Here is a 12,510-nt window from a genome sequence, read left to right as displayed (position 1 = left end):
AGAGGTATAGCAATGCGGATGCCTTGGATGGCAGATATTGCTACTTAGGCCATTTACCAAGGCTTATTGCAAAAAGGTTATTGTAAAAGACTGGGACAAAAAGCAGGGACAGAGAGCCGGGCAGGCTTAGACAGCGACTTCTTTCTTGTTCAGGCGAGTCCGGACAACCACTTCTGCGCCCTTGGGGGATAGCTCGAGATCTATGTCTGTCTGCGGGATACAACAGCAGGGCAGACATTCGTCGGCCTCAAGCTCGGCCAGGGGCGGCGTCAGGTAGCTGACACTGCCACTGTTGAGCCGGGTCTTGCAGGCGCCGCAAAAGCCATTGCGGCACTCGGAAAACACCTTCACCTTCTTGAATTCCAACGCCTGCAGCAGGCTGCCGTGTTCCTGGGTAAACAACAACACGGGCTGGCCTTTCAGGCTGACTATGGGCGCCTTGCGAAATAGCTTAGAGATCAAAATCGAGGAACTCGTCGCCGTCGACGGCCGAGTCTATCTGACCGACCAGGTAAGAAGAGACTTCCACTTCCTGCGGTGCCACTTGTACCGCATCACTCTCCAGCCAGTTCTTCATCCAAGGCAAGGGATTGCTGGATTCCGGATAAGGCTGGGGCAGATTCACCGACTTCATCCTCTGGTTGGTGATGAACTCCACGTATTGGCAAAGGATCTGCTCGTTCAGGCCTATCATGGAGCCGTCCTTGAACAGGTAAGTCGCCCATTGCTTCTCCTGCTCGGCGGCCTTGACGAAGAGGTCATAGGCTTCCTGCTGGCATTCCTGGGCGATTTCGGCCATCTCGGGATCGTCCTTGCCTGCCTGCATTATGGTGAGTATGTGCTGGGTGCTGTTCAGGTGCAGGGCTTCGTCGCGGGCGATGAGGCGGATGATCTTGGCGTTGCCTTCCATCAGCTTGCGCTCGGCGAAGGCGAATGAGCAGGCGAAACTGACGTAGAAGCGTATGGCCTCCAGCGCGTTGACCGACATCATGCACAGGTACAGGGAACGCTTCAGTTCACGTGTGGTGACCAGCATCTCCTTGCCATCTATCTGATGGGTGCCTTCGCCCAGCAGGTGGTAAATCTGGGTCAGCTTGATCAGGTGATCATAGTAATGCGCTATGTCGCCGGCCCGCTTGAGTATCTCCTCATTCACTACTATGTCGTCGAACACCACAGAAGGGTCGTTGACTATGTTGCGTATGATATGGGTATAAGAGCGCGAGTGTATGGTCTCGGAGAAGGACCAGGTTTCGATCCAGGTTTCCAACTCGGGCAGAGACACCAGCGGCAGCAGCGCCACGTTCGGCGAGCGACCCTGAATCGAGTCCAGCAGCGTCTGGTACTTGAGGTTGGAGATGAAGATGTGTTTCTCATGATCCGGCAGGGCATTGTAGTCAATCTTGTCGCGACTGACATCCACTTCTTCGGGGCGCCAGAAGAAAGACAGCTGTTTTTCTATCAGCTTTTCAAAGACTTCATATTTCTGTTGGTCATAACGCGCCACATTGACCGACTGACCCAAAAACATGGGTTCGCGGGTGGCATTGTTCGGGGTTTGACAAAATGTAGAGTAAGCCATGGTCTATTTTCCAAGAAGCAGGGACCCCAATGGATCCCTGCAAAACCGTTAACATGAGTGCGGCAGATTAAATCTTGCAGGCACCGCCGGCGCAATCTTCGTCTTCTTTTTCCAGGCTGGTCAGATCGTCGAACTGATCCGAGGCGCCGTCGCGGGTATTATGATAATACAAGGTCTTGACCCCCAACTTGTAGGCCGAGAGCAAGTCTTTGAGCAGGGTCTGCATAGGCACACGTCCGCCTTCGAAACGCGCAGGATCATAGTTGGTGTTGGCCGAAATCGCCTGGTCGACAAACTTCTGCATCAGGCCGACCAACTGCAGATAACCGTCGTTGTTGGGCATCTGCCACAGCAGCTCGTAGTTATGTCTCAGGCGCTCGAAGTCGGGCACGACTTGCTTCAACTGACCATCCTTGCTGGCCTTGACGCTGATCAGGCCGCGTGGAGGCTCGATACCATTGGTCGCATTGGAGATTTGCGATGAGGTCTCGGATGGCATCAAGGCCGACAGGGTAGAGTTACGCAGGCCGTATTGCTTGATGTCCTGGCGCAGACCGTCCCAATCCAGGTGCAGCGGCTCGTCACAGATCTTGTCCAGATCGCGCTTGTAGGTATCCGTCGGCATGATCCCCTTGGCATAGGTGGTTTCATTGAACGCAGGACAGGCACCTTGTTCCTTGGCCAGGTTCATCGAGGCCTTCAGCAGGTAGAACTGAATGGCTTCGAAGGTTCTGTGGGTCAGGTTGTTGGCGCTGCCGTCCGAGTACTTGACGCCATTCTTGGCCAGATAGTTGGCGAAGTTGATCACCCCTATGCCCAGGGTACGGCGATTCATGGAGGCAATCTGTGCCGCCTTGATCGGGTAATCCTGATAGTCGAGCAGGTTATCCAGGGCACGCACGGCAAGATCGGCCAGCGGCTCTATCTCGTCCAGCGAGTTGAGGGTGCCCAGGTTCAGTGCCGACAGGGTACAGAGGGCGATTTCACCCTGCTCGTCGTCTATGTTGTTCATAGGCTTGGTCGGCAAGGCGATTTCCAGACACAGGTTGGACTGTCTGATCGGCGCCACCTTGGCATCGAACGGGCTATGGGTGTTGCAGTGATCCACGTTCTGAATATAGATGCGGCCGGTAGAGGCGCGCTCCTGCATCATCAGCGAGAACAGCTCGACCGCTTTGAGGGTCTTCTTGCGGATGGCAGGATCTTGCTCGTATTGCAGGTACAGACGCTCGAACTCATCCTGATCTTCGAAGAAGGCATCGTACATGCCAGGCACGTCCGATGGACTGAACAGGCTGATGTTTTCACCCTTGATCAGGCGCTGATACATCAGCTTGTTGAGCTGTACGCCATAGTCCAGATGACGGATACGGTTATCTTCGACGCCGCGGTTATTTTTCAATACCAGCAGAGACTCGACTTCCAGATGCCAGATGGGGTAGAACAGGGTCGCAGCACCGCCGCGCACGCCGCCCTGGGAGCAGGACTTGACCGCCGTCTGGAAGTACTTGTAGAAAGGCAGGCAACCCGTGTGGAAGGCTTCACCGCCGCGGATTGGGCTGCCCAGGGCGCGGATACGGCCGGCATTGACCCCTATGCCGGCGCGTTGGCTGACATACTTGACTATGGAGGAAGCGGTGGCGTTGATGGAATCCAGGCTGTCACCGCATTCGATCAACACACAAGAGCTGAACTGACGTGTCGGGGTACGCACACCCGCCATGATGGGGGTCGGCAAGGAGATCTTGAAGGTCGACACGGCATCGTAGAAGTCTTTGACGTACTTGAGGCGGGTCTCTTTCGGGTAACGGGCGAACAGGCAGGCCGCCACCAGAATATAGAGGAACTGGGCACTCTCGTAGATCTCATGGGTCACCCGGTTCTGCACCAGGTATTTGCCTTCGAGTTGCTTGACCGCCGCGTAGGAGAAATCCATGTCGCGCCAGTGGTCGATGAAATCATTCATCTGCTCCAGCTCTTCACGGCTGTAGTCTTGCAATATGTGTTGATCGTACTTGCCCAGTTCCACCAGACGGGTGACGTGCTCGTACAGCGCAGGTGGCTCGAACTGACCGAAGGCCTTCTTGCGCAGATGGAACACGGCCAGGCGGGCTGCCAGGAACTGGTAGTCCGGCGACTCGGGCGAAATCAGATCCGCTGCGGCTTTGATGATGGTCTCGTGGATGGCTTCCGTTGGAATGCCGTCGAAAAACTGCAGGTGTGAGCGAAGTTCAACTTCAGATACAGAAACGTTTTTCAATCCCTTGGCTGCCCAAGTAATTACGCGATGGATCTTCTCGAGATCGATCGGCTCGCGATCACCACAGCGCTTTGTAACTGTCATATTGCTATTCATTGAAGAGAGGCCTTGGTTCTAATATCTATTCGGGTGACGCTAGATCACCGTACGCTTCCTTGTAAACAATCAACCAAAATACCGCTAACGACGCCAAGTATTGTAAAAAACACTTAAGTTAAACGGAGAACTTCTAGTGTGTCTGATTGTTACCTATACACAAGATATGGTGTTTAATTTAATCTTAACTACAAGATAGTGAGGTTGAGGGGCTTTTGCAAGTATCAATTTCAGGGATATCTTGTGGATATCTTGAGGATAACGCCCGGCGTTAGTAGTGGCTAACCCTAGAGCCCAAATTTGGGTGGCGCTGCAGCCGCCAGGGTGTTTTTTGTTCAATATCATGGGCCCGAATCGATCGCCAAAATAAGCAGCGATCGCCAGGGATCGTTTGAGCCTGTCCGTCCCGGCTCATGGCTGACGCCCATGACTGATAAGCCCGGGGCTCAGTCCTTGAAGCTGAGTGCCGTCGTCACCGCCTGTGGCCGGGCGAAGCGGGCGATCGCCGGCCAGTTCAGGGGATCGTCCCCTGCGCCTATATAGCCCCAGAGGGCGATCGCCCCCTGCATGCAGGCATTTTGCGCCGCGACCAGATCCCGCTCGGCATCGCCTATATAGAGCAGGCGTCCTGGGGCATGTCCCAGTTGCTGTGCCCCCAGCAGCATGGGCGCCGTGTGGGGTTTGGCGAAGCGGGTGCTGTCACCGCTGATGATACAGTCGAGTCTGGGGGTCAGCGCCAGCTTGTCGAGCAGGGGCCGGGTAAAGCGCGCAGGCTTGTTGGTGATGACGCCGAAGGGCCTTTGTTGCTGCTCCAGCAATGCCAGCAGCTCGGGGACGCCGGCGAACAGGCTGCTGTGATCGCCGTTGATGCGCTGATAGTGGGCCAACAAGCCCGTCTGCACCCTATGCTGCATGTCTGCCTCGGCATGGGGCAGGGCGGCCCTGACCAGCGCCAGACTGCCGTGGGATGCGGCGTGACGCAGGGTCGCCAACGGCTGGCTGTCGAAGCCCGCATCCGCCAAGGCCAGGTTCAACGCCTGCACCAGATCCGGGGCGGTATCGACCAGGGTGCCGTCGAGATCGAACAGCACCCCGGCAACGCCGGCCAGTGTCAGGGATGCCGGGTTAGCTGCCATGTCAGTCGACCTTAACCGCGGCCAGCATATAATTGACGTCTACCTTGGGAGTGTATTTGAACACCCCGGTCAGCGGGTTGTAGCCTATGCCCAGGGCATCTTTGCAGATGAGATCTGTGTTGTCTATCAGGGCCATGAGCTCGGACGGTTTGATGAACTTATTATGGTCATGGGTGCCGACCGGCAACATCTTCAGCAGGTATTCGGCGCCCAGTATGGTATGCACATAGGACTTGATGTTGCGGTTGATGGTCGAGAAGAACACAGTGCCGCCGGGTTTGACCATGTCGCAACAGGCCTGGATCACCGACTGGGGATCCGGTACATGCTCGAGCATCTCCATGCAGGTCACCACGTCATAATAGTCCCTGTGGTTTTCGCGATGGGCTTCGGCGGTATTTTTCAGATACCTGACTTCGATTCCGGTTTCGAGCGCATGCAGGCGGGCCACTTCCAGCGGCTCTTCGCCCATGTCCAGGCCATCGACCTCGGCTCCTATGCGCGCCATGCTCTCGGACAAGATGCCGCCGCCACAGCCGACATCCAGCACCTTCTTGCCGAATATGCCGCCGGCGGTGCTGTCTATATAGTTCAGACGCAGGGGATTCAACAGATGCAGTGGCTTGAACTCACCATTGGGATCCCACCAGGTGGCCGCCATACGTTCAAACTTGGCAATTTCCTGGGGATCGACGTTTTGATTCTGATGCATGGGATAACCTGATGCGCTGTGATTGTGGCGCTATTATAACGATCGGTGCAAATAAGCAAAGTCAGGCGGGCCCAATTGGTGATACTTGTTTGAAAAAACAGCATAACCCGGGTTATTGCTGCACAAATAAACGGCCACTCCTGCGGTTTTCCGGCCGAGAAAGCCAATAATCCCCATCGCCGGGCCGAATTGCCCTGGATTTTTTGCTGCCAACTCAGCTAGATAGCTAGAAATTGCCGCGCCAAGGGCCGCAGTCCCGGGCGCTTATTTAAATCGTTAATGATAGCTCTGGCGACATTAAATAACTGTGTTAGAATGCCAAATCACGTTTTTGGGCCGGGCAATGACACGGAATCTGTGTTGTCGGCTATTTTTCAGGGGAACGAGCAGTTTATGACTGATCTGGCATCATCTATTTCGCCAATTAATATCGAAGACGAACTAAAGAATTCGTACCTGGATTACGCCATGAGCGTCATCGTGGGTCGTGCATTACCAGACGTACGCGACGGCTTGAAGCCAGTGCATCGCCGCGTATTGTTTGCCATGAGTGAATTGAAGAACGATTGGAACAAACCTTACAAGAAATCGGCCCGTGTGGTCGGTGACGTCATAGGTAAATACCATCCCCACGGCGACTCTGCCGTCTACGACACCATAGTACGTCTGGCGCAGCCCTTCTCCTTGCGTTACCCGCTGATCGACGGTCAGGGTAACTTCGGTTCGGTCGACGGCGACTCGGCGGCGGCCATGCGTTACACAGAAATCCGCATGGATAAGCTGGCGCATCAGCTGCTGGCGGATCTGGAAAAAGAGACGGTCGACTTCGTTCCCAACTATGACGGCACAGAGCAAATTCCCGCGGTATTGCCTACCCGGGTGCCCAACCTGTTGATCAACGGCTCCTCGGGCATCGCGGTCGGCATGGCCACCAACATTCCGCCCCATAACATGACCGAAGTGGTCAAGGGCTGTCTGGCGCTCATCGAAGAGCCTGAACTGTCGATCGAACAGTTGATGGAGTATATCCCCGGGCCGGATTTCCCGACCGCGGCACTCATCAACGGCCGCAAGGGCATCATAGACGCCTATAAGACAGGCCGTGGCCGCGCCGTGATGCGCGCCCTGGCCGCCGTCGAGACCGAAGACAATGGCCGCGAGCGCATCATAGTCTCGGAAATCCCTTACCAGGTGAACAAGGCCAAGCTTATCGAGAAGATAGCCGAACTGGTCAAAGACAAGAAGATTGAAGGCATCAGCGGCCTGCGTGACGAGTCTGACAAAGACGGCATGCGCATCGTGGTCGAGATCAAGCGTGGCGAAGTGGGTGAGGTGGTACTGAATAACCTCTATGCCCATACCCAGATGCAGTGTTCTTTCGGGATCAACATGGTGGCCCTGACCAATGGTCAGCCCAAGCTGTTCAACCTCAAAGAAATGCTCGAGTGCTTCATATTGCACCGCCGCGAAGTGGTCACCCGTCGTACCGTATTCGAACTGCGCAAGGCCCGCGAGCGGGCGCACATACTCGAAGCATTGGCGGTGGCGCTGGCGAACATAGATCCCATCATCGCCCTCATCAAGGCCTCGCCGACCCCGGCCGATGCCAAGGCCAAGCTGGTCGAGCAGGGCTGGGCCCTGGGCCATGTGCAGGGCATGCTGGAGAAGGCGGGTGACGATGCCGCCCGTCCTGAGTGGCTGGAACCCGAGTTCGGCATTCGCGATGGCCAGTACTTCCTGACCGAGCAACAGGCCCAGGCGATTCTGGAACTGCGCCTGCACCGCCTGACAGGTCTGGAGCATGACAAGATCATCGCCGAATACGAAGAGTTGCTGGAATTCATTGCCGGCCTGCTGTTTATTCTGCGCAGCCCAGAGCGTTTGATGGAAGTCATCAAGGAAGAGCTGGAACTCATACTCACAGAATACGGCGATGCCCGCCGGACAGTGATCAATGCCAACGAAGTCGATATGAGTCTGGAAGATCTTATCAACGAAGAAGACGTGGTAGTGACCCTGTCGCACCTGGGCTATGCCAAGTATCAACCCTTGAGCGATTACCAGGCCCAGCGCCGCGGTGGCAAGGGCAAGGCCGCGACCAAGGTGAAAGACGAAGACTTCGTCGAGAAGCTGCTGGTCGCCAACACCCATGACACCATACTGTGCTTCTCCGACTTCGGTAAGATGTACTGGCTCAAGGTGTATCAACTGCCGCTGGCGAGCCGTACCGCCCGTGGCCGTCCGATAGTCAACCTCTTGCCTCTGACCGACGGTGAGCGCATCACGGCGATATTGCCGGTGCGAGAATACGACGCCGAGAAGTATGTCATCATGGCGACTTCCCACGGCACAGTGAAGAAGACCTCGCTGATTGAATACAGCCGCCCAAGAGCCAACGGCATCATAGCCGTGAACCTGAAAGACGGCGATCAGCTGATCGGGGTCGACATCACCAATGGCAGCAACGAGATCATGTTGTTCTCGGACGAAGGCAAGGTAGTGCGCTTCAGCGAAGATCAAGTGCGTGGCATGGGCCGTACGGCCACGGGTGTGCGCGGTATCAAGCTTGAAGACGGTCAGAGCGTGGTCTCCCTGATAGTGCCGAAAGAAGATGGCGCCATCTTGACCGTGACCGAAAACGGTTACGGTAAGCGTACCCTGTTGGAAGAATACCCGGCCAAGAGCCGTGCCACCAAGGGCGTGGTCTCCATCAAGGTCAGCGAACGTAACGGCGCCGTGGTCGGTGCGGTGCAGGTTGGTGAGAATGATGAAATCATGCTGATCAGCGACAAGGGCACCCTGGTGCGTACCCCGGCTGTGGGCGTGTCTGTCATAGGCCGTAACACCCAGGGCGTGACCATTATCCGCACCGCCAGCGATGAAACCGTGGTCGGCTTGCAACGTATCGATGAGATACAGAGCGATGACGATGAGGTTGAGTTGGATGAAAATGGTTTGCCGATAGTGCCCGTTGCCATTGCCGCGACGGTCAGCGAAGGCGAATTGGCCGACGAGCCGCTCGATGATGATATCGAGGAAGAGCCAGAGCCGGACGAAGATGAAGACGAGCTTGTTGACGATGAGCAAGACGAAGACTAAGCGAGAGTCATGATAACGGGCGTCCATTTGGACGCTCGTTTTTTTAGCCCCATTCAAATATTTATGATGCTGAAGGAGTAGAGAAGTGAGCGCGATTTATAATTTCTGTGCCGGTCCTGCCATGTTGCCTCAGGCCGTAATGAAGAAAGCACAACAGGAATTACTGGATTGGAATGGTCTGGGTGTCTCAGTGATGGAGATCAGCCACAGAAGCAAAGAGTTTATCGCGCTGACGGCCAGGGCCGAAGCGGATCTGCGCGAGCTGATGCAGATCCCGGCCAACTACCATGTGCTCTTCATGCATGGCGGTGGTCGCGGTCAGTTCTCCGCCGTGGTGAATAATTTCCTCGGTGACAACGGCCGTGCCCTGTACCTGGTCAACGGTCAATGGTCTTCGGCGGCGGTAGCCGAGGCGAAGAAACTGGCGGGTGAGGCGCAGATCGACAGCCTGAACATTGTTGAAAAACACAATGGGCTCAATGCCGTGGTTTTGCCTGACTTGCATAAAATCGATGCCGATTACCGCTATGTGCACTATTGTCCGAACGAGACAGTCGATGGCATAGAAATTTTCGATGAGCTGGACAGCCCTTGGCCTGTTGTCGCCGACATGTCGTCGACCATCATGTCCCACGAAATCGATGTCAGCCGTTACGGCCTCATCTATGCCGGCGCCCAGAAGAACATAGGTCCGTCCGGGCTGTCGTTGGTGATAGTGCGTGACGACATGCTCAAACTGCCGTCGCTGCCTCAGTCATCCGTGATGGATTATCGCATCGCGGTCGAGCATGACTCCATGTTCAACACCCCACCGACCTTCGCCTGGTATCTGGCGGCCGAAGTCTTCGCCTGGCTCAAGTCCGTTGGCGGCGTGGCCCACATAGCCGACGTCAATCGCCGCAAGGCCGAGCTCTTGTATGCCTGCATCGACAATAATGCCTTCTACCGCAATGGTGTGGATCTCGCCAACCGCTCACGGATGAACGTGACCTTCCAGTTGGCCGACCCGGCACTGGATGCCGAGTTTCTGAAGCTGGCCGAGGCCGCGGGTCTGGTGGCGCTCAAGGGCCACAGGATAGTCGGCGGCATGCGTGCCAGCCTCTACAACGCCATGCCGCTCGAAGGCGTGCAGGCGCTGGTGAACTTCATGAACGAGTTTGCCGCCAAGCATAACCAGGCTTGATGCCCCAGCTGGACTAAAGCAAAAAAGCGAATGCCATGGCATTCGCTTTTTCTTTTTTTGGGAGAGGGGGCTGCTCGCCCCGGGTTTGTCCGATACGTTGCCTGTTGTTACCTGTCGTATTAAAGCATCAGTCTGCCTGCACCAGCGCCTTGATCTTGACGGCTTTTTCGAAGTGGTCCAGTCGCTGCGTCTCTATCCACCACTCGGCGGCTTCCATGAGCAGTGCAGGATCATCATTTTTATTGGCGAAAAAGGCATAGAACGACAGCCCAACATTCTGGCCCTTGCTGGCTATTTTCTGCTCGCAAACAGAGATAATTTTTTGTCTTAAACTTGCTCTCATCTATGCCTTATCACTCCATTGTTTACTCGCAAACCGCGGCTTGCGAGTGCTTTGGCCGGAGACCTGCGAGTAAAAGCCGCAGACTTGGCTTGTTAGACTTACCCAGCGTTAAAAACAACTTTGACGGGAACATGGCTCCCGTCTTTGTTTTCCAAGAGTAAGTTTAGAGTTTCTCCGGACTCCTTCTTCATTAATTTCTTGGCCTCACTTGAGGCACATCCAGGAATATGGCAATTTTCAATGGCAATGATTTTTTGACCTGCAATGATCCCAGCTTTTTCAGCAGGGGAATTGGGGGTTACTTCTTGGATGGAGAAAGAGGTGAGTGTGGAGCTGAAAAAGCCTTCGGTTTCAATATCACCTAATATCCCGATTTTTATTGGTTCTTTAGCCAGGACACCGAATGACGTGACAGAGATTAGGACAATTAATAGTTTGAATATTTTCATCAACTTTCCTTGTAAGTCGAACTGGGTTAACGTCGAACTGGGTTAATAGTACGTATGTGCTAGTACGCATGCACATGGCTTAAATGGCGTTCAGATTATCACAAGAGACTGTTATGTAAAACATTCTGTTTAGTCACTCAGCTAAACCTTCCGGCTGGGTACCCATTACGCTGATAAAGGTTCACCATTAACTTTTGATTCACTAAGAGCATGGCTTACAGTTATGAGGTGAATTCCAGAGATCTCAAGCCTGGCAATAATGGTCAAGAAGTACCAAAAGGTTGGGCTGTCCTATTCTCCGAGTTCAAGGGGTAAGCTGCGATCTGCCGACCACTCCATGAGCCCCCCGTCGTAAACGGCCACGTTCTTATGCCCCAGCAAGTGGAGGATAAACGCATCGCTCGAAGAGGCAATGCCACCGCCACAGTAGGTAATGACGCGCTCGGCCTCCAACATGGGGCGAAACAGCTTGCGCAGCTCTTCGACCGGACGATAGCGCATCGTCTCCCGGTCGAGGATTTCCCATGCCGTCACGTTTTTTGCGCCTGGAATATGCCCACGTCCCCCATATTCTTTACGCTCACCACGATGCTGGCGGCGGCCCAGCGCATTCACTATGCAGGTTTTCGAGTCCTCAATTGCACTCAACACCTCCTCTTTGCCAACGATGAGCCCAGATCTGACATGCGGGGTGAAGGTGGCAGCAGGGTACACGCAAGGTTTCGAAGAGACGGGACGGTCTTCAAGCCGCCAGGCCGTCCAGCCACCGTTAAGGACCGCCGCGTCGTCGAACCCGAAGGTGCGCAGCATCCACCACAATCGCGTGGCCCACATGTTCTCCCGCCCATCGTAAAGCACGACACGTGTGCCTTTCCCTATGCCAAGCCGGCCCATGTGGTCGGCAAAATGTTCCGCGGTCGGCATAGTAAAGGTATGGGAAGGTCGCCCCGGATCCGATATTTTCAGGAGATCTGCAAATGTGGCGCCTGGGATGTGGCTTCGCTTAAACTCACGCCAACCGCTCCTGATGCGCGGGAATGGCCAGAGCTTGATTTGCACAGTTGCATCCACTATGCGTAGGTCCGGGTCGTCCAGGTGTTTCTCCAGCCACTCGGGTTCGACGAGCGGGTGGAGAGCCCCTGTCTCGGGTGCCTGCAGATTGAACTCACTCATGGCTATCTCCCAGTGGTTCCGCGCCAGTGTCTAAACGCCAACTATAAGGAATTATAACAAGCGCTATAAGGACAAGAGCTATTAAGGACAGCTAAACTCTTTCGCCAGGCAATAACACGTCCAGAACAGAGTCCGTCAGTCACTGATTCATAGATCATATAGGTCACGGGGTCGCAAGCACATCAAAGCTAAGATTGTCGGGGGATTAAGGTGGCTGATGCGCCAAAGATTGAGTGCACGAGTGCCCTGATAAACTTCAGTCGCCGCAAAATGCCCTTCGGACACAGAGATTAATCACATGGTAGAAGGGTGTACTGTCGGCATCAATCAACTGGCAATGGGCTGTGGTCTGTAGTGGTCAACCTTTTTTGGCCACGGTTTTATACGCAAGCCAGAACCTTCTCTCCGACTCACTTGGTGTCAGACCGCCATTATATTGATGCGGCCTGACCTGGCTGTAATATCCAACGATATATT

General features: G+C 54.9%; 10 protein-coding genes and 1 pseudogene. 2 read left to right on the top strand and 9 right to left on the bottom strand.

Translation table 11 applies throughout. The features are described 5' to 3' along the window. Positions 1-126: 126 nt before the first annotated feature. From yfaE to ubiG, 5 genes are all read right to left on the bottom strand, one after another. Positions 127-465, bottom strand: a complete 339-nt coding sequence (gene yfaE, locus LZP73_RS14525; RefSeq protein WP_234235828.1) for a class I ribonucleotide reductase maintenance protein YfaE — start codon at positions 463-465, stop codon at positions 127-129. Then, positions 452-1,582 (bottom strand): class Ia ribonucleoside-diphosphate reductase subunit beta, encoded by a 1,131-nt coding sequence (gene nrdB / locus LZP73_RS14520; RefSeq protein WP_234235713.1) that lies wholly within the window; start codon positions 1,580-1,582, stop codon positions 452-454. The genes yfaE and nrdB overlap by 14 nt, the downstream gene beginning before the upstream one ends. A 67-nt stretch (positions 1,583-1,649) precedes the next feature. Next, positions 1,650-3,938 carry a class 1a ribonucleoside-diphosphate reductase subunit alpha gene (nrdA, locus tag LZP73_RS14515; RefSeq protein ID WP_234235712.1) on the bottom strand — a complete coding sequence of 763 codons (2,289 nt, stop codon included), beginning with the start codon at positions 3,936-3,938 and terminating at the stop codon, positions 1,650-1,652. A gap of 446 nt (positions 3,939-4,384) precedes the next feature. Next, positions 4,385-5,053 (bottom strand): HAD family hydrolase, encoded by a 669-nt coding sequence (locus LZP73_RS14510; RefSeq protein WP_234235827.1) that lies wholly within the window; start codon positions 5,051-5,053, stop codon positions 4,385-4,387. A gap of 22 nt (positions 5,054-5,075) precedes the next feature. Next, positions 5,076-5,786 carry a bifunctional 2-polyprenyl-6-hydroxyphenol methylase/3-demethylubiquinol 3-O-methyltransferase UbiG gene (gene ubiG / locus LZP73_RS14505; protein ID WP_234235711.1) on the bottom strand — a complete coding sequence of 237 codons (711 nt, stop codon included), beginning with the start codon at positions 5,784-5,786 and terminating at the stop codon, positions 5,076-5,078. 393 nt (positions 5,787-6,179) lie between these two features. Here ubiG and gyrA point away from each other — a divergent pair, with 393 nt between their 5' ends. After that, positions 6,180-8,885: a DNA gyrase subunit A gene (gene gyrA, locus LZP73_RS14500; protein WP_234235710.1), complete on the top strand. Its 2,706-nt coding sequence runs from the start codon at positions 6,180-6,182 to the stop codon at positions 8,883-8,885. An 85-nt stretch (positions 8,886-8,970) separates the two neighbouring features. After that, the gene (serC, locus tag LZP73_RS14495; RefSeq protein ID WP_234235709.1) at positions 8,971-10,068 is read left to right on the top strand and encodes a 3-phosphoserine/phosphohydroxythreonine transaminase; all 1,098 of its coding nucleotides are present in this window, start codon (positions 8,971-8,973) and stop codon (positions 10,066-10,068) included. Between the two features lie 127 nt (positions 10,069-10,195). Here serC and LZP73_RS14490 read toward each other — a convergent pair whose 3' ends face one another. The 4 genes and pseudogenes from LZP73_RS14490 to LZP73_RS14475 form a co-directional block, all read right to left on the bottom strand. Beyond that, complete coding sequence (locus LZP73_RS14490; RefSeq protein WP_234235708.1) at positions 10,196-10,411, bottom strand: DUF6500 family protein; 216 nt, start codon at positions 10,409-10,411, stop codon at positions 10,196-10,198. A gap of 98 nt (positions 10,412-10,509) precedes the next feature. Beyond that, entirely contained in the window at positions 10,510-10,860 is a 351-nt protein-coding gene (locus tag LZP73_RS14485) for a PDZ domain-containing protein (RefSeq protein WP_234235707.1), read from the bottom strand. Between the two features lie 291 nt (positions 10,861-11,151). Beyond that, the gene (locus LZP73_RS14480; protein WP_234235706.1) at positions 11,152-12,033 is read right to left on the bottom strand and encodes a sulfurtransferase; all 882 of its coding nucleotides are present in this window, start codon (positions 12,031-12,033) and stop codon (positions 11,152-11,154) included. A 259-nt stretch (positions 12,034-12,292) separates the two neighbouring features. Next, positions 12,293-12,364: pseudogene (locus LZP73_RS14475) on the bottom strand (transposase); the annotation flags it as partial. Between the last annotated feature and the right edge of the window lie 146 nt (positions 12,365-12,510).

The sequence above is a fragment of the Shewanella sp. AS16 genome (assembly GCF_021412365.1).
In the GTDB taxonomy this organism is placed as follows: Bacteria; Pseudomonadota; Gammaproteobacteria; order Enterobacterales; family Shewanellaceae; genus Shewanella; species Shewanella salipaludis.
This window is presented reverse-complemented; position numbering and strand designations above follow the sequence as displayed.

Bases quoted from the DNA above. Each gene is read 5' to 3' on its own strand.
- nrdB (WP_234235713.1), bottom strand. From the start codon at position 1,582: ATGGCTTACTCTACATTTTGTCAAACCCCGAACAATGCCACCCGCGAA.
- nrdA (WP_234235712.1), bottom strand. From the start codon at position 3,938: ATGAATAGCAATATGACAGTTACAAAGCGCTGTGGTGATCGCGAGCCG.
- ubiG (WP_234235711.1), bottom strand. From the start codon at position 5,786: ATGCATCAGAATCAAAACGTCGATCCCCAGGAAATTGCCAAGTTTGAA.
- gyrA (WP_234235710.1), top strand. From the start codon at position 6,180: ATGACTGATCTGGCATCATCTATTTCGCCAATTAATATCGAAGACGAA.
- LZP73_RS14490 (WP_234235708.1), bottom strand. From the start codon at position 10,411: ATGAGAGCAAGTTTAAGACAAAAAATTATCTCTGTTTGCGAGCAGAAA.
- LZP73_RS14485 (WP_234235707.1), bottom strand. From the start codon at position 10,860: ATGAAAATATTCAAACTATTAATTGTCCTAATCTCTGTCACGTCATTC.
- LZP73_RS14480 (WP_234235706.1), bottom strand. From the start codon at position 12,033: ATGAGTGAGTTCAATCTGCAGGCACCCGAGACAGGGGCTCTCCACCCG.